At 69.3% G+C, this 19,470-nt stretch carries 14 protein-coding genes and 6 pseudogenes; 8 read left to right on the plus strand and 12 right to left on the minus strand.

The window, feature by feature from the left end:
• The first annotated feature begins 706 nt into the window (after window positions 1-706).
• Window positions 707-976 (plus strand): aldehyde dehydrogenase family protein, encoded by a 270-nt coding sequence (locus AB0G56_RS19945; protein WP_360970900.1) that lies wholly within the window; start codon window positions 707-709, stop codon window positions 974-976.
• Between the two features lie 28 nt (window positions 977-1,004).
• Here the strand turns inward: AB0G56_RS19945 and AB0G56_RS19950 are convergent, their stop codons facing one another.
• Both AB0G56_RS19950 and AB0G56_RS19955 read right to left on the minus strand, forming a co-directional pair.
• A complete protein-coding gene (locus tag AB0G56_RS19950) occupies window positions 1,005-1,805 on the minus strand; it encodes an MBL fold metallo-hydrolase (protein WP_360970859.1) in 801 nt (266 codons plus the stop codon).
• A gap of 318 nt (window positions 1,806-2,123) precedes the next feature.
• Window positions 2,124-3,560 (minus strand): hydrolase, encoded by a 1,437-nt coding sequence (locus tag AB0G56_RS19955; RefSeq protein WP_360970861.1) that lies wholly within the window; start codon window positions 3,558-3,560, stop codon window positions 2,124-2,126.
• Window positions 3,561-4,487: 927 nt separating this feature from the next.
• Here AB0G56_RS19955 and AB0G56_RS19960 point away from each other — a divergent pair.
• Both AB0G56_RS19960 and AB0G56_RS19965 read left to right on the plus strand, forming a co-directional pair.
• Entirely contained in the window at window positions 4,488-4,913 is a 426-nt protein-coding gene (locus tag AB0G56_RS19960) for a MarR family transcriptional regulator (RefSeq protein ID WP_360970863.1), read from the plus strand.
• Window positions 4,914-4,952: 39 nt separating this feature from the next.
• Window positions 4,953-5,090: pseudogene (locus AB0G56_RS19965) on the plus strand (IS5/IS1182 family transposase); the annotation flags it as partial.
• 107 nt (window positions 5,091-5,197) lie between these two features.
• On the opposite strand, the gene AB0G56_RS19970 reads toward AB0G56_RS19965, so the two are convergent.
• The gene (locus AB0G56_RS19970) at window positions 5,198-5,497 is read right to left on the minus strand and encodes a hypothetical protein (RefSeq protein ID WP_360970865.1); all 300 of its coding nucleotides are present in this window, start codon (window positions 5,495-5,497) and stop codon (window positions 5,198-5,200) included.
• A 1,102-nt stretch (window positions 5,498-6,599) separates the two neighbouring features.
• Between AB0G56_RS19970 and solA the strand changes: the two genes are divergently transcribed.
• Complete coding sequence (gene solA / locus AB0G56_RS19975) at window positions 6,600-7,772, plus strand: N-methyl-L-tryptophan oxidase (protein ID WP_360970902.1); 1,173 nt, start codon at window positions 6,600-6,602, stop codon at window positions 7,770-7,772.
• Window positions 7,773-7,814: 42 nt separating this feature from the next.
• Here the strand turns inward: solA and AB0G56_RS19980 are convergent, their stop codons facing one another.
• The 3 genes from AB0G56_RS19980 to AB0G56_RS19990 form a co-directional block, all read right to left on the minus strand.
• Window positions 7,815-9,077 (minus strand): sialidase family protein, encoded by a 1,263-nt coding sequence (locus tag AB0G56_RS19980; RefSeq protein WP_360970867.1) that lies wholly within the window; start codon window positions 9,075-9,077, stop codon window positions 7,815-7,817.
• 430 nt (window positions 9,078-9,507) lie between these two features.
• Complete coding sequence (locus AB0G56_RS19985; RefSeq protein WP_360970869.1) at window positions 9,508-9,648, minus strand: hypothetical protein; 141 nt, start codon at window positions 9,646-9,648, stop codon at window positions 9,508-9,510.
• Window positions 9,649-10,391: 743 nt separating this feature from the next.
• Window positions 10,392-10,871, minus strand: a complete 480-nt coding sequence (locus AB0G56_RS19990; protein ID WP_360970904.1) for a transposase — start codon at window positions 10,869-10,871, stop codon at window positions 10,392-10,394.
• Between the two features lie 70 nt (window positions 10,872-10,941).
• Between AB0G56_RS19990 and AB0G56_RS19995 the strand changes: the two are divergent.
• Both AB0G56_RS19995 and AB0G56_RS20000 read left to right on the plus strand, forming a co-directional pair.
• Window positions 10,942-11,695, plus strand: a pseudogene (locus AB0G56_RS19995) (ISAzo13 family transposase); the annotation flags it as partial.
• A gap of 351 nt (window positions 11,696-12,046) precedes the next feature.
• Window positions 12,047-12,964, plus strand: a complete 918-nt coding sequence (locus AB0G56_RS20000; RefSeq protein ID WP_360970906.1) for an endo-beta-N-acetylglucosaminidase H — start codon at window positions 12,047-12,049, stop codon at window positions 12,962-12,964.
• A gap of 283 nt (window positions 12,965-13,247) precedes the next feature.
• On the opposite strand, the gene AB0G56_RS20005 is transcribed toward AB0G56_RS20000, so the two are convergent.
• Together AB0G56_RS20005 and AB0G56_RS20010 are read right to left on the minus strand one after the other, a co-directional pair.
• The gene (locus AB0G56_RS20005) at window positions 13,248-13,658 is read right to left on the minus strand and encodes a hypothetical protein (protein ID WP_360970871.1); all 411 of its coding nucleotides are present in this window, start codon (window positions 13,656-13,658) and stop codon (window positions 13,248-13,250) included.
• A gap of 138 nt (window positions 13,659-13,796) precedes the next feature.
• Window positions 13,797-14,051: pseudogene (locus AB0G56_RS20010) on the minus strand (helicase); the annotation flags it as partial.
• 1 nt (window position 14,052) lies between these two features.
• Between AB0G56_RS20010 and AB0G56_RS20015 the strand changes: the two are divergent.
• Window positions 14,053-14,205, plus strand: a pseudogene (locus AB0G56_RS20015) (IS110 family transposase); the annotation flags it as partial.
• Between the two features lie 456 nt (window positions 14,206-14,661).
• Here the strand turns inward: AB0G56_RS20015 and AB0G56_RS20020 are convergent.
• Together AB0G56_RS20020 and AB0G56_RS20025 are read right to left on the minus strand one after the other, a co-directional pair.
• Entirely contained in the window at window positions 14,662-15,105 is a 444-nt protein-coding gene (locus AB0G56_RS20020; RefSeq protein ID WP_360970873.1) for a hypothetical protein, read from the minus strand.
• Between the two features lie 227 nt (window positions 15,106-15,332).
• Window positions 15,333-16,044: pseudogene (locus AB0G56_RS20025) on the minus strand (integrase core domain-containing protein); the annotation flags it as partial.
• Between the two features lie 467 nt (window positions 16,045-16,511).
• On the opposite strand from AB0G56_RS20025, the gene AB0G56_RS20030 reads away from it, so the two are divergent.
• Entirely contained in the window at window positions 16,512-17,471 is a 960-nt protein-coding gene (locus tag AB0G56_RS20030) for a DMT family transporter (RefSeq protein ID WP_360970874.1), read from the plus strand.
• Window positions 17,472-17,535: 64 nt separating this feature from the next.
• Here the strand turns inward: AB0G56_RS20030 and AB0G56_RS20035 are convergent.
• A pseudogene (locus AB0G56_RS20035) lies at window positions 17,536-18,371 on the minus strand (IS5 family transposase).
• 115 nt (window positions 18,372-18,486) lie between these two features.
• Window positions 18,487-19,254 carry a creatininase family protein gene (locus AB0G56_RS20040; protein WP_360970876.1) on the minus strand — a complete coding sequence of 256 codons (768 nt, stop codon included), beginning with the start codon at window positions 19,252-19,254 and terminating at the stop codon, window positions 18,487-18,489.
• Window positions 19,255-19,470 lie beyond the last annotated feature (216 nt).

Consider the following 19,470-nt stretch of genomic DNA (forward strand, 5'->3'; position numbering starts at 1 on the left):
CGGCGGGCCATCCGGCCGGGCGGGTCATGACTTGGGAGCGGGCGGGCAGGTGCCGTAGTCGCCCGCCAAGCGGCGGTGAGCGGGAGGTGAGCGCCCCGGGAGAATTGTCCCTGCAGACCGGCGTCCAAGTACGTGACACGTCCGCCGACGGAAGCCGACCTCACGGCATGCGAAGTGAGTTCGGTCGTCCGTACCACGGCAAGGTTTTCTTGCACGAACATCGAAAGGTCGGCGCGGAAACCATCCGAGTGCCGACCAGCGACGCCCTCCTCCTCCGCGGCGCACGACGGGGCCGACCGTCATCGCCCTGAGCGCCTCGATCCCGCCCAACGCCTGACCGGGCCCGTGCGGCGGCAGCGAGAGGCCACGGGGCTGGGGTGCCGGCGGCCTGAGCAGACGCCGACCAGCTCACCGGCTGTACCTACGACAGCGTCCTCGGTACGACAGCGTCTTCGGTTCCGCCGCGACGAGCACGGAGATCGCCATGTATCGTTCCCCCGCCGAACCGAAGCCCGGGCTGACGCCGGCGTCGGCGGCCAGGTCCACCGGCGACGGCCCGCGCGGCTGCCACCTGGGGCCCCTCGCCGCTCGCGGGCACCGCGACAAGGCGGCCCTCCTGCCTCCAGTCCGGTGTCAAGGCCGGTGCGACGCTCCTGGCCGACGACCGTAGGGGGGCGACTTCGACGCCGAGGGCGACGGCTTCTTCCTGGCCCCGACACTCTTCGACCAAGTCGACCCGGGGCCGCCGGTCCACACCGACGAGATCTTCGGTCCGGTGATGTCCGTCGTCCGTGTGGCGTCCTACGAGGAAGGGCTGGCGCTCATCAACGCCAACTTCTACGGCAACGGTACGGCGATCCACACCAAGGCGAGGGCGCGGCCCGCCGCTTCGAGAACGAGGTCGAGGTCGCATCGACGTGCCCGTCCCCGTGCCCGCCGCGTACTTCTCCTTCGGCGGCTGGATGAACTCCGCTGATCCGTGCTGGCGCACGCCTGGAACGAGGTCAGCTCGTCGAACGTTCGGGGGAGCCGGCCGCCTGAGCAATCTCGAAGGTGGAGCCGGGAGAGGCGTAGTCGATGGGCCCGTCGAAACAGGCCGCGGCTCGAGCCACCGCTTGCTGCGGCGTGAGGAAGCGGCCGACATGGGTGACGATCAACCGACCGGCCCCGGCCGCGCTGGCGGTCGCCCCAGCTTCCTCAGGAGTGTGATGCACCCGGTCGCCCTCAGTGGGAAGCTGCGCACTCTCGGCTTCACACAGCAGCGCGTCGCATCCGTCGGCCAACTGGGTCAGGCCGGCGCACGGTGCAGTGTCCGCTGAGCAGACCAACGACCGGCCCGACGCCTCGACGCGCAGTGCGAAGGCCGGGATGCCGTGCGCCACCGACCGGCTGAACAGCCGGAGCGAGCCGACGTCCGCATGGTGCCCGTCATACAACTCGGTGACCGCGAAGGCGGATTCGACCGGGCTGCGCGTCGACGTGTTGGTGAGAAAGCCCGCCAATCGGTCGGCGACACCCGGCGGACCGAACAAAAGGATCGGCGCGGTGAGACGGACGTCCGAATACAAGGCGCCGTAGTACGCGGTGAGCAGATCCGCACTGTGATCGGCGTGCAGATGCGAGATCCAGATCGCGTCCAGTTCGTCCAACCGGGCGTGACGCTGCAGCGGACCCAGCGTCCCGCTGCCCGCATCCACCCACACATGCGTGCCTCCGCTGGAGACCAGGTAACCGGAACACGGGTTGTCCACGCTCGGATACGGCGTCGCGCAACCTAGGCCCGTGAGGCGAAGATCATCGGCCATCCGGAGAGCCTAGTGCTTCAGTCTGGTTTCGCGGTTTTGCGGCGGTCCTGGCTGGGAACGGGGGCCCGGCCCGGCCTGGGCCGATGCAGCGGCCTTTGGGCTATGCCCGCTGGGACGCCGACGCAGTCCGTGGTGCCCCGCGGGCCTACGTCGTTGAACACCTCGGCACCGGCGACGGCGTACTGGTCGTGGCCCTGTGCCGAGACCGCGACTGTGCCGAGAAGAATGCGGGCGGGCGAACGTGGGCCCGCCGCGAGTACCGCAAGGCCGGCAGGCTGCTGCCGGGCGACGGCGCCTGGGTAGGCCGCCGCCCCGCTGTCAGACCGTGAGCTTCACGGCCTCGAGCCAGACACCGTTGTCCAAGGTGCCCGCGAAGACGATGGCCGGGCGCTGGTCACCGCACGTCTGAGCGCCCCAGGCCCGACTCCAGACACTGGAGGTCTGGCAGATCCGGCCGTCGCCGACGTTGATCGCGAAGCCCGACATGTTCGGGGCGTCCTTGGCGGCGCGGCCGATGTAGTTGTCCTTGCCGTCCGCGACGATGGCCGTCCACTTCTCGTAGTGGCCCTTGCCGTTGGTCGACTGGGGGTCGTTGACGAAGGCGTTGGCAGCCGAGCCGGCCACTCCCGTCGTGGAGACGTTCAGTGCCTTGATCTTGGCGTCGCTGCCCGTCCGGCCGGTCATCGTGCCGTCGCACACCGGCTTCTGCCAGCCCTCTCCGGCGACGAAGGCGCGATAGCAGATGTGCCGGCCGCCCGGGTCGTTCTTGCCCAGGCGCCGCACGGCCGTGGCGGCGGTGTCCGCCGGGGGCTTGGCGGTCACGGTGGCCGCAGGGGCCCCTCCACCCCCGCCGTCCCCGCCCTTCGGGTCTGCGTCGGCTCCGTCCTTCGCTTCCTGCGGCGGCATGGAGGGCGTCTCGGGCGCTGAGCTGAGAGGCGGCGGTTGCGGTGCCGGCGCCGAGGGGGCGGGCGCGAGGGTGCTGCCGGCCTCGGCGACCTTCTCGTTGGCGCCGGTGCCGAACCTGGGCTGATAGGCGATCCAGAGCATCACGAAGGTGATACCGAGGGCCACCAGCACGCCGAAGAACGTGGCGAGCCAGCGGGGCAGGAACCCGCGCTGGAGGTAAGTGCCCTCGACAGGGACGGCGTTGGCGCCGGACCGCTGCACGGCCAGCGTGTACGGCCGCTGCTCCTTCGCCCCGAACCAGATGATCTTCCGCGGCCTGAGAGTGGCCTTCACGAACGCGGCACGGCCCGGCTCGATCTGCACATTGCTCGGATGGATGTCATACGACAACTGGTCACCGTTGTCGCTGCCACTGACCGACGCGGTGACCTTCGTGTTGCCGAGATTGTCCACCGCCAGACGCGGACGGCCCCGGAAACGCCCCTTCACCGTCGGCGGCACCAGCTCCGCCCGCACCTCCGTAAACGGCGTGATCGTCAGGTTGCCCTCAGGGACGGTGACCGCCTCCGGATGCTCCGTCGGCGTGATCCGCACCGCGTACGGGTTCGGACCCGCCGTGGCGTCCGGAGTACGCGGCGGCGCGAACGTCAGCTCCACCGTCCCCGTCGTACCGGGGAACAACCGCAACGTCTGCGGCTCCACCGTCGTCCAGGGCGCGATGTCACCGACCGGCTCGAAGCGATATTCGTCGACGACGTCACCGGTGTTGCGCAACCGCAGCCGCACACGCGTACTTTCACCGGGGTCCACGGTCGCCGACGCCGGCTCCAGGGAAGTCCAAAGGCTCACCGGTCGACGCTATGCGGGCCCCCTTCGCCCGTCACGAGTCGCCGGGGCACGACCGCTGCCCGAAGGGGAGGAAACGCAACACCCTCCCGGGCCCGGGGGGAAGCCTTCGGATCCGTCCGGGCCGTACGAGCACGTCGCAGTTCGCGTTCCTGACTGGGTCGCGGGTCGTGTTCCTACTGATCCGTCGCCGACAGCGGCGGGTGGTTGTCGCCCGGTCACCACACCGGGCTCGTCCTGGGAGACGATCCGCCCGCCTGCAGCTGCCTGAACGTCGTGTCGTCCACCTTCGGTGACCGGGATGCGACCGGGATGCCCATGGCCTGCTGGCGGAGCTGGCTGTCGTACTGCACCCGGCACCGTCGGCACTCCGCGCTCGGCTACCTCACACCGGCCGAGTCCGAACAGCAATCGACGACATCACATGCGCTGTCACGCGTCGTATGGAACCCCGTGTCCATTCCCGGGGATCAGCCTCAGTCCCCGGCCTGCTCCAGCGGGCAGACACCGTCTGTGCCGACAAGGCGCAGGACGCCTGGTGGCGTGTGAGGCCGGCCTACGACAGCGGCAGCGAGTTCGGCGAGAGGAAGAGTGATCACGACACCGCCGTGTTCGCGGTGGAATCGATCCGCACTGGTGGTGCGGCACCGCACCCTGCTGAAGATCAGGACGTTGCTCAAGTCGCACGACATCGTCATCCCGCCGGCGGCCACTCCGCCCTCCGCCCTCGCAGCCCTCCAGGCTCGGGTTCGGGCCCTGAGCGGCGACTGCAACAGCGGGATCAAGACAATGTGTTGATGATCTACAAGCCTTTGGACTGCGACCGTTCCGAAATCCGGCGATCTCCTGGAGGGTGTGCAGGATGAACCGAGCCCAAAGTGTGCAACCTAGTTGTACAGATAGGTTACACACATCGAGTAGAGTGGGGCGATGAGCGATGATGCGCTGGCTGAAGACCTGCGGCAGGCGGTCGGGGAGCTGGTCCGCGCCGTACGGTTCGCGGACACCATGCCCTCCGGAGAGGCTGCCCTCCTCGGCCACCTGGACCGAGGCGGCCCACTCACCACGGCCGACCTTGCCCACCTGCGCGGCGTGACCCACCAGGCGGCCGCCAAATCCGTGAAGGAACTCCTCGGCGATGGCCTGGTGCGCGCCGAACACCACCCGACTGACGGCCGCAAGCTCCTGCTGCACATCACGGACACCGGCCGCCTACGTCTCCAGCGGGAACGCGCACAGCGCGCCGCCTGGCTCAACACCGCCATCCGCGACACGCTGAGCTCTGAGGAGCAGCGACAACTCCGTCGGTGCGTCCCCCTGCTGACCCGCCTGACTACCCGCATCACCGGACAGTGACTGGCAGGTCATCTCATTCGGCTGCCGTCCGCTTCGTCCGGGCCGTCGGGAGCCACAGCCCGCCGGGGGTTCGCGGAGTGGTCGAGGGCTCGCGCGTGATTCAAGCTCCGCCGACTGTATCCGGACGTACTGGGGGCCCGCGGTGAGCGGTCCTGGTCCCGCTGCGCGGTCGACTCCGCTGGGAGGATGGCTTGTGAGAGCCCCGAGGGGCACCGGTTGGGTCGGCGCCCCTCGGTCATTGCTGTGTGAGAGCTAGGTCAGCGCCGCGCGGGTGCTGCCTCTGGTCACTGCTCCCCGGAGCAGGTGCCCAGGACGGTCACCCAGATGTTGCCGTCGCCGGTGCTGCCACTGGCCACCACCGTGGAGTAACAGCCGCGCGGGAGCTTGTAGTCCGCGTTCGCCCGGGCGCCGTCCAGCGAGCTGCTGACCCCGGTGGCGTAGACGTAGTAGGTCGACGAGTCCGCCGTCACCGCTGCCCGGGTTGGCGCGGCACTGGCGGCCGACGCCGGGGCGGCCAGCGCCGCTCCGGCCAACAGGGTCGCCGCGACCGCGGCGAGTGTGGTTGTCGCGAGCTTTCCGTTCACGGAGTCCTCCCGATCAATAACCCTGCGACGCACGGTAGTTACGCCGCACGCAAGGAACCTAGAGAGCAACTTCGCATGGCGCAACAAGAGTTGCACCCTGCGCAACCGCAGGTCATGGCTGGCGCGTATCGCCACGTTGTACTCGGTCAACAGCGCTTCTCGTGCTTCCCTGGCCTGATTGGCTGATGCTTGCAGCTCCGTCAACACCAGGATCAGCAGTGCGGCCATCGTGGCGGAGCTGATGGCCGCTCCGCGGACGCCCGGTCCGGGTCCGCAAGCAGACGGTCGCCAACTGCCACTACCGGCGCGGCCGCATGGTCGAGGAGTGGCTCGTCCGCGACAGCCTGGCCGCCTGTCTCCAGCGCGGCCTCGACCCCGATGAAGCCGCCCGGGCCCCCGATTCCGCGGATACACCGGATCGATGACCGAGGCCGCTCCCGGGGGAGTGCTCGCCGCCGGCGTCAGCGGGCCGCGTCCCAACGAGTTCCGCCCGGAGTGCGAGATGGTGCTGCGGTTCATGGACGAGGCGTGGACCCGCCGGCGCCTGCACAAGGCCGGCGACTTCATGGGGCGCGACCTGTTCCTGCACACGATCGGCGACCGCACCGTCATCCGCCCCGACCGCTGTCAGAGCGATCTGCCGGCCATGGTCGGCCCGTTCCCCGACGCCCGGTTCGACATCCTCGACCTCCAGACCACCCACGCGGAGCGCTACGAAGGCCTGCGCATCGCCGTCCTGTGGGCGAAGCGCGGCACCTACCGCGGCGCGCCCGTCTTCGGCTGGCTGACCGGCGCCCCCGTCACGCTGCTCGGCGTGTCCAGTTCCTCGTGCAGGGCGGCCGCATCGTGCGCGGGGTCCGCGTCTACGACGAGATCGCACTGCGCGCGCAGATCCACAGCACCCGCGGTGACGGTCCTGCGGCCGAGGGCAGCATGTACTGAGCGGGCCGCTCGGGCAGCCGTAGCGCTCTCGTGCGGGGCCCCGGTCCCGCACCGCGCAGTCGCGTCCCCTGTCCTCCATCGCGTCCTGTGTCCCGTACCCTCCATCGCGCCGGCCGGATCCCGGTCCGGCAGGTCCGGACAACCCACGGAGAGGAACCCCTTGAAGAACGCGTACGACGTGATCGTCGTGGGCCTCGGCGGCATGGGCAGCGCCGCGGCCCGCCACCTCGCGAGACGGGGCAGGCGGGTGCTCGGTCTCGAGCGGTTCGGGGCCGCCCACGCCCACGGCTCCAGCCACGGCGGCTCCCGCATCTACCGGCAGGCCTACGCGGAAGACCCGGCCTACGTGCCGCTGCTGCTGCGGGCCCGGGAGCTGTGGGACGAGGCGGCGGCCGACTCCGGACAGGAGTTGTTCACCCGGACCGGCGGTCTGATGATCGGACGTCCGGACGCCGAACCGGTGGCCGGGACGCTGCGCAGCGCACGCGAGTGGGGGCTGCAGCACGAGGTGCTGGACGCCGCCGAGATCCGGCGGCGCTTCCCCACGTTCACACCGTCCGAGGCGGAAGTCGCGGTCCACGAGGACGCGGCAGGCGTGGTCCGGCCCGAACTCACCGTACGCGCCCACCTCGACCTAGCCGCAGCCGGCGGCGCCGACCTCCGCTTCCACGAGCCGGTCCTCACCTGGGAGGCACTGCCTGCGGGCGGCGTGGCCGTGACGACGGCGCAGGGCCGCTACCACGCGGACCGGCTCGTCCTCGCTCCCGGGGCGTGGGCGCCCGGGCTGCTCCCGGACCTGGTGCCCCTGCGGGTCGAGCGCCGGGTCATGTACTGGTTCGCGCCCCGCTCGGGCGTCCAGGACTTCACCCCCGACCGCCATCCGATCTACGTGTGGGCGGGCGAGACAGAGGGCGACGAGATGTACGGGTTTCCGGCGCTGGACGGGCCGGAGGGTGGCGTGAAGGTCGCATTCCACAGCAGGGGCGAGCCGGCCGTGCCGGAGAGCCTGGACCGGACGGTGCACGCGTCCGAGATCGACGTCATGCGGCGGCACCTCAGCACCCGTCTCCCGGCGCTGGCGGGCGAGTTCGTCACAGGAGCTGCCTGTATGTACGTGAACACGGCGGACGAGCATTTTGTCGTCTCCCGGCACCCCGCTCACGAGGACGTCGTCGTGGCCTGCGGCTTCTCGGGCCACGGGTTCAAGTTCGTCCCGGTGATCGGGGAAATCCTGGCCGACCTGGCGGTGGACGGCACGACACGCCACCCCATTGCACTCTTCGACCCCGCCCGGCTCCGGCGCGGCCCTGCGGGAGGGCCGCGCCGGACATGACCGGAGGCCGATGCGTCCACGCACGGCCCCTGAAACCGACGGTCAGGAAGTGGTGCGGCCGGCCAGGGACTTGCCGTGGGTCAGTGTGCCGAGGGCCGAGTACGCCCGACAGCTGCCCGACTCGTCGTAGTCCGTGGTGATCTCCAGGACCCGGTGTCCGTCCGGTGAAGGCAGCAGCGCGGGGCTGTAGTTGGGGCAGGGGTCGTTGCGTACGTCGGAGACGCTGACCGGAGCCTGGTGGGCCTGCCAGGTGCCCCGTCCTCCGCTGGTGCTGGTGAAGAGGGTGCCGCCGGTGCCCGGGGCCGCAGCGCCGTTCTGGTCGACCAGCATCTGGCCGGTCAGGAAGAGGGTGCCCTCCCTGCCTCCGCCCGCGGACCAGGCCAGGGTCGGGGTGTGGGCGAAATGCTCGCCCGCGGCGTCGGTCGGCACGGAGCCGGGCGCGGCCGGGTCGCCCCAGTGCCAGGCGTCGCGCGAGGTCCGCAGGTGCACCACGCAGTCGTCGGCCCGGCCGGTCCCGCAGATCTCGTACGTCATGACGTAGGTGCCGGTGGGCAGGCGCCGGACCGTCGCCATGCCCGGCCGCAGCGCCGGGTCGTCGCTGCGCACGACGGCCCGCGACGCGGACCAGTGGACGCCGTCACGGGTGGACTTCTCGGCGAGGAACTGGCTGTGGGCGGGCTGGTCGGTCTCGTCGGAGTAGTACATGACCAGCCGGCCGTCCGCGGCCACGGTGAACTCCGGTTCCCACAGCCCGTGCGCGTTCGGTGAGGCGGCGGCGGTGCTCAGGTACTGCCAGCTCCGGCCGGCGTCGGTGCTGCGCCACACCCGCAGGGACATCCGCGGATCACTCGCGCCCTGGCCCACCGAGCCCGCCCACAGGAGTGTGCCGCGGGACAGCGCGCCGATGCGGCGCGGCAGTTCGTAGAGCGTGGTGCAGCACAGGCCGGTGCGGGCCGCGACGGGGTCGCTCACCCGTCCCACGCGGGCGAAGGACCGGCCGCCGTCGTCACTGCCGTAGATGTCGCCGGCCGGTCCGCCGCTCGGGAAACCGGTCACGGTGGTCAGGATGCGGCCGTTGTCCGCTCCGTTGTGGGCGAGCCGGACGACCCGTGGGTACATCGCTGCGTCGGGCCCGAGCGGCCGGCCGGTGGCCGCGGCCCCGGCCGGCACGGCCGCCGTGAGGATCATCACCAGCGCGGCGAGGAGGGCGGGCAGGGCCGCACCCCGGAGCGCGGCGCGGGCCGCCGTCCGGGCAGCGGCCCGCCGGAGCCGGCCGGTACGTGCAGGGCGTGGGAATAGGTTCATCGGTTGCTTCCTGAGAGGTAGGCGGTCGGGAGGTGCGTTCGGGCGGGGCGAGCCGGGGCGACGGCATGTCAGGGGCCGTTGATCAGGGGGATGGCGTCGGGGTTCCAGCGGAGCCCCGCCTCGTACATGGCGCGGTAGCCGCCGGGGTAGGAGGTGCCGTTGCTCCGGCCGTGGAGGTGGATGCGGTCGTCGGAGGGCGTGTGCAGGATGCTGTCGCCACCGGGCCCGTGACCTGGCCGCCAGTGGAATCCGTGGTCAGCCGGCTGCCGGGGGCCCTGCTGTGCGGGCCCTGGAGGGAGGTGGCGGTGGCGTAGTTCTCGAGGTGTCCCGGTCCGGCGGAGCTGCCGGCGGCACTCTGGGGGACATGGGACACCTTTCGTCATGAGGGTGCGCGAGGTGGGCGCCCGCGCGAGCCCGCGCCCCGGGGCACCTACCGTTCGACGCCGAGGTCGCGGAACGAGGCCGCGCCGGCGCGGTCGCGCACGCCCACCATGCCCGCCGGGAACGAGTCGCAGGGATCGGTGAAGGTGACGGTCGTGCGCGGGCCACCGCCGACCGAGGCCATGCTCACCGTGAGGACAGTGCCCCGCACGGTGAACGCCGTGTACGGGCCTGGGGGTCGCAGTTCACGTTCAATCAGAGCTCCTTGTCCGGAGACACGCCGGTCGCGTCGACATGATCGGTCACTCTGACATGGCTCTGTACAACGTTGCAAGAGGCAGGCAGAGTTGGTCCGCGCCCGGTCACATCAGTACTAGTACTCCTGCAGCGTTTCGCTGTCTTGCCTGGTCAGAGGCGACGTCCGGAGTGTTGTCGGCTGGTGTTGTGTCAGGGGAGGCCTTGCCGGACCGCCCCTCCAGCGAGTGGAGTCGTCGTCGGTGGTGGCAGTGGCGGGTGACGACTTGGCGTCTGCGGCGCCGACGTGATCAGTTCAGCATGTGCACGCGAAGCAACTGGTCGGCTCGATGGTTGTCGATGGGGCGAGGCGCCAGGAGCCGCCGTACTTCTGCCAGGGCGAGCGGGGCCAGGGTGCCGGAAGCGTTTCTGCAGCCCCCTTTGCCGCTGCGTCGGCCGACATGACCGCGAGGTAGGCACGGGCGGGCATCGCAGGGTGATGTGCCGGTACCAGCCGATGTAGCGGCGGAGGTCGTACTGGTCCAGGCCGCACTCGTTCTTCGCTGCCTGGAAGCACTCCTCGATCTGCCAGCGCGTCCCGGCGATCCGCACCAGGTCGGCCACCATGGTCTCCCGCGCGGAGTAGGCGAGGAAGTAGGCGATCCCCTCGGGCTTGCTGAGACCACGGCGGGTCGGTGCTCACCGACGACGGAAGGGAACATCGCCCTGGTGGTCGAACTCGGCCCCCGTGGGAAGTTCCAGTGCCGCCCAGTGGTAGAGACGCGGCCCCTTGGCCCCGTCACCGCACGAGATCGAGTCCCATGCCTCGTCCGGGACCTGGGCGAAGAGATGGTCGACGCGCGGACCGAAGACCTGCTGGGACTTGGGCACCGCGAGCACGTAGCCGAGACCGGACTGCTCCAGCAGACGGCGGAAGCGTCCCTCCTGCCCGTAGGCGGCGTCCGCGGTCACCCAGGCGAAGGGCAGATCGGAGGCCAGGGCACGTAGTACGAGGCGCTTGGCCAGCTCTCCCTTGGTGGCGAAGCCGCGTTTGTCGGGGACTTTCGCCGCCCGGCAGCGGACGCGGTCGTCCTCCGGGGCCTGGGCAAGTGCGGTACCCGGTCCACCGATGCCCCGCCGGTACTGGTGGCGTAGGCGGCGAAGACGCCGATCTGGCAGTTCTCCGTCCGCCCGGGGGCTTGTAGTCCAATTACTGTCCGGTGCACGCGTGTTGGCGGGACAATGAGGTGTGACTGCGCGTACGGCCGCTCGGGCTTCAGTTGTGGCTTTGAGGGCGAAGTTCGATCAGTTTCTTCCCCCTCTCGATGAGCGGCGCCGTCGGATCTACCTGGCCAGCGAGGCAGCCGCGCTTGGCCACGGCGGGCTCACGCTGGTGGCGGCCGCTTCTGGCGCCAGTGCGGCCGCCATCGCACGTGGGATCGCTGAGCTGTCCGGCGACCTTTTACCGGTCGGGCGGATCCGGGCTCCAGGGGCTGGCCGTAAGCCGGTGACGGTCACCGATCCCGGTCTGCTGCCTGCGCTTGAAGCTCTGATCGAGCCGCCAGCCCGGGGCGATCCGGTCTCGACGTTGCGCTGGACCACGCTCTCGCTGCGGTCCCTGCCTCAGCGCTGACCACTCAGGGGCACACGGTCAGCGCGGCGACCGTCGGGCGCCTGCTGCACACCCTGGGATACAGCCTGCAGGGCACCGCCAAGACCACAGAAGGTGCCAGCCATCCGGACCGGGATGCTCAGTTCACACGCACATCAGCGCCACTGCCGCAGCCTTCCTCCAGGACAACCAGCCGGTGATCAGCGTGGACACCAAGTTCAAAGAGTGGCTCGGCAACCACGACCGACCCGGCCGCACCTGGCGGCCGGGCAAGAACCACATCCGTGCGGACTGCCACACGTTCACTACCAGCGACCAGCCCGTGGTCATTTCCTACGGAATCTACGACATCGCTCGCAACACCGGCTGGGTCAATGTCGGGACCGACCACCGTGCGCCACGAGGCGACCGTCCAACTCACGTTGATACGACAGTCGCTGGGACCACATCGCAAAAGTTCCTAGGTCTCGGCCTCTCTGATCCCGGTCTTCAACCTTGTGGCGCGGACCGGGACGTTTGCCTGCCCGAGCGCACCACAACACAGCTCCGGCCGCTGAAGTCAGTAACGGGGTTGGTCGCATCCCCTGTGGTATGTCGATCTCCCATGGTTTCCGTCGGTGTGGGAGTCGTGAAGAGGTGTCGCCTGGTTCTGGGGATTCGGTCGCGGGAGCGGAAGGATCGGGGCACTCGGCGCTTGTGGACAGCTCGGGCGCCGCTCCATGCGATGGGAGACCGATCAACGATGTTCACTCCAGTGCGGAGCAGAGTTCGGGCGGGCGCGCTCGCGCTCTTGGCCGTTACGGCCCTCGCCTTCAGCGCGACCACCACGACCGGCGCGGCAGCGGCCCCCGCTCCCGCGAAACAAGGACCAACCTCGGTGGCCTACGTCGAGGTGAACAACAACAGCATGCTGAACGTCGGCAAGTACACCCTCGCCAACGGCGGCGGCAACGTCTTCGACATCGCCGTGATCTTCGCGGCGAACATCAACTACGACGCGAGCACGAAGGCGGCAACCCTGTACTTCAACGAGAACGTGCAACGCGTCCTCGATAACGCGGCCACGCAGATACGGCCGTTGCAGCAGAAGGGCATCAAGGTCGTCCTCTCGGTGCTCGGTAACCACCAGGGCGCAGGCTTCGCCAACTTCCCGTCCCAGCAGGCAGCTTCGACGTTCGGAAAACAACTCTCGGACACCGTGGCCAAATACGGCCTCGACGGCATCGACTTCGACGACGAGTACGCTGAGTACGGCAACAACGGCACCGGCCAGCCCAACGACAGCTCGTTCGTGTACCTGGTGTCGGCATTGCGCGCGAACATGCCGAACAAGATCATCAGCCTCTACGACATCGGGCCGGCCGCGTCGCGCCTGTCCTACGGCGGCGTCGACGTCTCGTCCACGTTCGATTACGCCTGGAACCCGTACTACGGCACCTGGCAGGTCCCCGGCATCGCACTTCCCAAGTCGAAGCTCTCTCCGGCGGCCGTCGAGATCGGCGGGACCTCGCAGAGCAGGGCCGCCGACCTGGCCCGCCGCACGGTCGCTGAGGGGTACGGTGTCTACCTGACGTACAACCTCGACGGCGCCGATCGCAGCGCCGATGTCTCCGCGTTCACCAGGGAGCTGTACGGCAGTGACGCCGTCTACGCGCCGTAGACCGAACGCACTCCCCGGCCCTGATGCCCCCGTCGGGGCTTGCCGCATCCCGTAGGCCCGCACCCCGGTCAGGTCGCGCCTCCGACGACCGGGTGGACCTGTCCTACAGCCAGATACGACTGCTGGGAACGCTGGAGGACATCGAACCGGCGACAGCACCGGCCGGCGCAGGCGCTGTCGCTGTCCGACTCGGCGATCAGCCTGGCGCTGCGGCCACTTGAAGTGGATGACCTGGTACAGGCCACCATCGACCCCACACACGCGCGACGGCGCCTGGTCAGACTTACCGACGCCGGCCGCGAAGCCCTCCACACCGCCGGAAAAGCCTCTCTACGACGAGTTCCGCGCCAAGCTCGTCGCGGCCGGCTTCCCCTACGACCATTACCTCGACGACAGTCTTCGACTGGCCGAGCTCCTCAAATCCACCTGAGAACACATCTCCGACGTTCCGCGACAGCACCGCCCGCGGAACCGGCAGCGACCACGGGGAGCCGTCACGGTCGGTGGCGTGCTCCTTAGCGAGGCAGTGCAGCAGCACGCGCACCAGGGCATAGGCAGTGACGGTGATCTTCCGCGGAGACTCGGACCCGAGCGGAAACTCCTGCATCAGCGGTGCGCCCGGGGTGACCTCGGTGGCCACCGCCGCCGACCGGTGAACCTCCGCCGGAGACGGGATGTGCTCATCTCCGCTCACCCGTCACCGCCGGGGCCGGGGCCGCGTGACGGACGGCAGCGGCGATGCGATACGAGGCGGCGCGAGGTGAACGGCAAAACCCTGCGACCACCTCGCCCGGGGAGCCGGTCAAGGGGGTGACGGCCGCTCGCAGGTCTCGGTCGCGGCGTCGCGCGGGCTGGAGAAGTGCAGCAGCGTGGACTCGGCCGCGGCGTCGGAGCCCTCGTTGTGCTCCTGATCCTCGCCGTCGCCCTCGCCGTCGGCCCCGACGATGCAGCCCTCTTCGTCATGCCGGACGTGGACCTTGCGTTTCCCGCTGGTGAGGGCGCGGGAGGCGAGCTGCTCGACCAGGCGCTCATCGTGGCTGCGCAGGTTCTGGAGCACGGCTACGAGAGGCCGGAAGCTGGCGGAGGCACCCGCCTCCCGCACCTACTACGACCGCTGCCGAGCCCGAGACAAAACCCACACCCAAGCCCTGCTCCGCCTCGCCCGCCACCGCATCAGCGTCCTGTTCGCCATGCTCCGCGACGGAACCTTCTACGAACCCCGAACCCCACAGCTCGCTTGACGAAGGACAGAGAGGCACCCGCCCCGCGTGCCGTGGCACCGGCTGTGGAGAGTGGCGCCGGGGCATGGCCCAACAGGAGCGTGCCGCCGCACAGCGGCGTAGCCTCCAGATCGTTCGGAGTGGGCAAGCACGAGGGTCCTCCGGAGTGTCGCCCTTATCGCGTTCTCGACAACCCCCAGCCTCGTGTCACCATCACCAACCGGGGGAGCGCCATGGCCGCACTTCAGTACATCTTCGACATCACCCAGGACGACGTCCGCTGACAGGGCCCCGCGTGTCTGCCCTTGCCGGCGCGTCCACTGGCGTGGTCCCCGCTCGGTCTCCTCCGTGCACCGGCATACCAACCCTTTGACGTGGGGCTTCAAGTCGGCGGACCTCAGTGGTCGTCCGTGGCGGCCGGCGTCGCGTTCGGCATGCCCGCCGACCGCGACGACCAGGCCCCCGCCTCCTCCCGGATCAGGTCAGAGGGTTGTCCACGACGTTGCCCCGGTAGCGGTGGTAGCCACTGGAGCCCTGTCCCTTGGTCGAGGAAACCTCGACCTGGAAGAACCTGATCTTCACCTTCTGGCTCCAGGACAGGTTGTAGAAGCCGACGTAGGAACCGCACTTCCCTGTGATGCGCGGCTTTCCGTACTGCTGGACCCCGTCAGTGCCCGTCACGATCACGCGGACCTGCCCGAGTTTCAGGCCCTTCCCGCACGGGAACTTGACCGACATCGAGCCGTGCAACGTCGTCTTGCCCCAGGTGAACGTCCCACTGCCGCAGGCATAGGTTCCACATGCGTCGCTGCGTCCAGTCGACGCCGCAGCCGCCGGGCCGGCCTGCACCAGCACACCGGCGAGGGCGGCCGCTCCGGCGACCCCGGTGGCGACCAGACGCCGAGCCATGGCCTTGGACATGTGCTCCTCCAAAAGCGCTTCGAAACGACTTGGGGGCTTCGTCGCCCCTGTCGCCAGGACCGTAACGGCACAGGGAGATCCAGGTCGTCAAACCCGCGGTTGACCTGGCGGCTACACCCCGTGCGGTAGGGGTCAACCACCGCGGTACGCGCCTGCTCGGCCGCAGCCACAGCACCGGTCGTACGGCAGCGAAGGCCTGCGAGTGCCGATTATTACGTCCTCGCAGGTCACGTGGTGTGTGCGTACTCGTGGAGGATGCCACCGAGTCGATCACGTCGGCGGATGCCGAGGTGATGGAGTCAGTCCGGGTCAGTGATCGGTCCGGGGGCTGGCCGAAGCGGTGCCGCACTGTGCAAGGTGCGGTGCGGCCGGTGTCCGTTGTAGTACGCCTCGAACTCGTTGAGCGCGTGGAGCAGGTGGGCCTGGTTCCAGATCAACGTGCGGTCGAGGAGTCCGTGCCGACAGGTCTGCACCAAGCGCTCCATGATCGAGTTCATGCGGGGAACGCGGATGCCGGCGGTGACGATTTCGACGCCCTCGGCCTCGAAGACGGCCTCGAACGCCCGGGTGTACCTGCTGTCGCGATCCCTGATCAAGTATGCGACGGTGACGCCGACGTCCTGGAGGTCCAACCTGAGATTTCGGGCGGCCTGGGTGACCCAGGCCGCGGTGGGACGGGCCGTCGCGCCGCGGATGCGGATACGACGGTCGGCGTGCTCGATGACGGCGAAGACGTACACGGTCGCGCCGTTCAGGGTGGTGGCGGTGAAGAAGTCGCAGGCTAGGATCGCGTGGGCCTGGCCGCGCAGGAAGGCGGCCCAGGTCTGGCGGTCGCGTTCGGGATGGGGTTCGATCCTGTGCGCCTGCAGGATCTCCCAGACGGTTGAGCGCGACCTTGATGCCGAGCACGGCGAGTTCACCGTGGAGGCGCCGGTACCCCCGTCTGAGGACGAAGGCGTCGGCACGCACGACAGCCAGAGCGGCCCGGACACCCGGATGGTGTCCGGGCCGCCGTCGTTCCCGGCTCGCCACCCAGATCACAGACCCACTCGCCCCCAGGAGAATGACATCGAGTAGCCGCTGTGGCGCACCCGCGAGGCGGCAGTGGGTCGGCGGAGCGAGTGAGGGAGTGGAGTGAATCGGGGGAACGCCGTGTCGACGTGCCCGGCCACAGCGGGGCGGCCGGGTAGCCTCACGCCGGGCACAACTCCCGCAGGACACACGGACGACAGGAAGCGGCCGATCCGTACAGGCCGACGACGGCGTCCGGCCCCAGCCGCGGGAGGGGCCCGCTGATCTGCCCAGGACACCGAGGCAGGGGAGCAGCGAGGAGGTCTGTGATGCCCCGACCGACCAGACGCGGCCCCATCCCTGCGACCCCCGCCAACCGGCGTATGAGTCCTGTGATGTCCCGGACGGCCCGGCAGGAATCCCGGCTGCTGCGCCACCCTGCCCGGGGGATGGCGGTCGGTGCCCTGTGCGTGTCCGCTTCCGCGGTGCTGCTGGGACTGGCCCGGACCGACCCCGGGACGGCGTCGTTCTACCGTTGTGTTCTCGCTCTGCCCGCGCTGATGGTGCTGGCGGTGCCGGAGCGTCGCCGGCAGGGGCCGCCGTCCCGCGGACAGTACGGCCTCGCGCTGCTCGCGGGTGCCGCGTTCGCCTGGGACATGCTGCTGTGGACCCAGGCGATCGCCGAGGTCGGCGCGGGCCTGTCCACCGTGCTGGTCAACGTGCAGGTGGTGCTGGTCCCTTTGCTGGCCTGGGCGATCGAACGGGAGCCGGTGCCGCGATCCTTCCTGCTCTGGGTGCCAGTGATCCTCTTGGGCGTTGTCCTGACCGGAGGGGTGGTCGAGGGCGGCGCGTCCGGCAGTGATCCGCAGGCGGGCACACTGCACGCGGTGCTGGCGGCCGTGTGCTATTCGGTCTTCCTGTTCCTGCTGCGGCGCGGCGGCCACAGCGGGCTCGTCCGGCAGCGCTACGTCCTGGTGATCGCCTGCGCCGCAGTGGTGTCGCTGCTCGCCGGCCGGTTCGCCTACGGGCTGGATCTCACACCGGGCTGGAAAGTCATGGGCTGGCTGCTGGCGGTGGCGGTCTCCAGCCAGGTGGTGGGGTGGCTGCTGGTCGCCTCGACCTCACCGATGCTGAGCAGCCACGTCGGCGCGGTCCTCCTGCTGCTGACTCCGGTGGGAGCGGTCGCGCTCGGCGCGGTCGTACTGGGGGAGCGGCCCACCCTGCTGCAACTGGTCGGCTGTGTCCTGATCCTGGTCAGCGCCTACTGCGCAGCCGTCCGCGAAATCCGCCCGCGTCACCGGCCGGACCGCAGCGCGGACGGAAGCGCCCCGGGGCCGGAGGGGACAGCGGACTGAGAGGTCGTTTTCTCCCGTTGTTTCATCACGGAATCTGCGGTTGGTGGGGCTTTGCAGGGTCGCGTCAGGAGATGGTGTTCTCGCCGGTGAGGCGGCGGGCCATGAGGTCGGTCATGGCGAGGTGGATCACGGCTTCGGAGCGGGCGGGCAGGGTCTCGTAGTCGCGGGCCAGGCGACGGCGGAGCATCAGCCACCCGTAGGTCCGCTCCACGGTCCAGCGTTTGGGCGGTGGGGTGAAGCCTCTGCTTCCGGGTGTGCGTTGGACGATTTCCATGTCGATGGCAAGGGTGGCGGCATGCTCGACGAGGTGCCGGCGGTAGCCGCCGTCCACCCAGACCTTGCGGACGGTGGGGTGTGCGGCGGCCACCTGGTCGATCAGGTCGGTGCCGGCTGCGGAGTCCTGCACGCTCGCCGCGGTGACCACGACGGCCAGCAGGAGTCCGATCGTGTCGGTGACGATGCTCCGCTTGCGGCCGACGATCTTCTTTCCGGAGTCGATGCCCTGGCTGGAGGCATGAACGCTGGTGGAGGGCTTGACGCTCTGGGCGTCGATCACGCAGGCCGTTGGTTCGCTGTCCCGGCCCTCCTTCTGCCGCAGCAGGTGCCTGAGCAGGCCGTTGAGCTGGGCGAACACGCCTTCCCGCTGCCACTTGGTGAAGTAGCCGTAGACCGTGTTCCAGTGCGGGAAGCCGGGAAGTCGTGGGGGAGGTAGCGCCACTGGACCCCGGTGCGGTCCACATACAAGATCGCGTCCATGATGTCGCGCAGGTCGTGCTCGGGCGGACGGCCGAAGTCCAGTGCCCGGCCGCGACGTTCGAAACGCCAGGCCGACAGCACTGGTTCGATCAACTCCCAGCGGGCATCGGACAGATCACTCGTATACGGGCGTCGCGTCGGCATGCTTCCGGCGTACCGCTCCGGACCGAGTGCGCCCAGGCGCACAGCGAAGACGACCATAATCGGTTCATTCCAGGGCAACACGGACGAAAAACGTCCTCTTAGTCATGCCCGAGGCTTACGTGAATCGTCGATAACGGATCGATGCGTGCGTCGTGAGCAGGTCGGCGACGGCGTTCAGGCAGGCAAAGCCCAGCTCAGAGGACATGCCGTGCGGGTTGCCGAGTACTCCGTTGGACGCGACTGCCTTGACGCCGTCGGTGAATACGCGGGCGAGCAGTTCGTCGTTCATTGACCCAGTGAAGCCCGCGGTAGCGCGATCGTTCCTCACGACGTCCGGCTTAACGGCGAGCATGATTGAGCTTTCGGCGATGTCGGCATGGCCTCCGACATGGCGGGCGAGGCCGGCGACGCGTTGAGCCGCGTCGCGCCATGCCTGGAGGACCGCTGCTGAGTCGGCGAACGCGATGATGTCCAGGTCGGCAGAAAGCCGTGGGGCGAGCTTCGTCTCGATCTCACTGAGCAACGGGTAGTTGCCGATGTGTGCCGAGAAGATCAGCACGCGCTGGAAGCCGTGCGCGGCAAGGCTTGTGCAGCAGTCGGCGATGATCGCCCTGAGCGTTTCGGGCTGCAGCGAGAGCGTTCCGGCGAAGCCGAGGTGGTGCGCGGAGCAGCCGATCCGCACCGTCGGCAGCACGAGCGCGTCACCGAGCCGCTCGGCGACAAGGACGCCCAGGCGGTCGGCGTGATCGCTGTCGACCGACAGTGGCAGGTGCGCGCCGTGCTGCTCTGTGGCTCCCAACGGCAGGACGGCCGTACGCATGCCGCTCGCGATGGCATCCGCGATGTCGGGCGAGGTCAAACGCTCAATCCGCAACTCGCTCACGTGTGGTCACTCCTCCTGACGGGCAGGCCCAGACAGCTCTCATTGTTATCAGCACCTAACGCTGTATGGACTCTAGCGGAACCTTGACCAGGGCTGAACTACGTCCTACGTTATCGGTGAATAACATTCGACGGAAGGGTCGTCATGGACTTCATCCTCATGACTGAGGGGGACACCCCGGTCGGGCTCACGCATGAGCACCGCTATCGGGAGCTG

Source organism: Streptomyces sp. NPDC021356 (assembly GCF_040641015.1).
In the GTDB taxonomy this organism is placed as follows: Bacteria; Actinomycetota; Actinomycetes; order Streptomycetales; family Streptomycetaceae; genus Streptomyces.

Bases quoted from the DNA above. Each gene is read 5' to 3' on its own strand.
- AB0G56_RS19950 (WP_360970859.1), bottom strand. From the start codon at position 1,805: ATGGCCGATGATCTTCGCCTCACGGGCCTAGGTTGCGCGACGCCGTAT.
- AB0G56_RS19960 (WP_360970863.1), top strand. From the start codon at position 4,488: ATGAGCGATGATGCGCTGGCTGAAGACCTGCGGCAGGCGGTCGGGGAG.
- AB0G56_RS19980 (WP_360970867.1), bottom strand. From the start codon at position 9,077: ATGAACCTATTCCCACGCCCTGCACGTACCGGCCGGCTCCGGCGGGCC.
- AB0G56_RS20000 (WP_360970906.1), top strand. From the start codon at position 12,047: ATGTTCACTCCAGTGCGGAGCAGAGTTCGGGCGGGCGCGCTCGCGCTC.
- AB0G56_RS20020 (WP_360970873.1), bottom strand. From the start codon at position 15,105: ATGTCCAAGGCCATGGCTCGGCGTCTGGTCGCCACCGGGGTCGCCGGA.
- AB0G56_RS20030 (WP_360970874.1), top strand. From the start codon at position 16,512: ATGTCCCGGACGGCCCGGCAGGAATCCCGGCTGCTGCGCCACCCTGCC.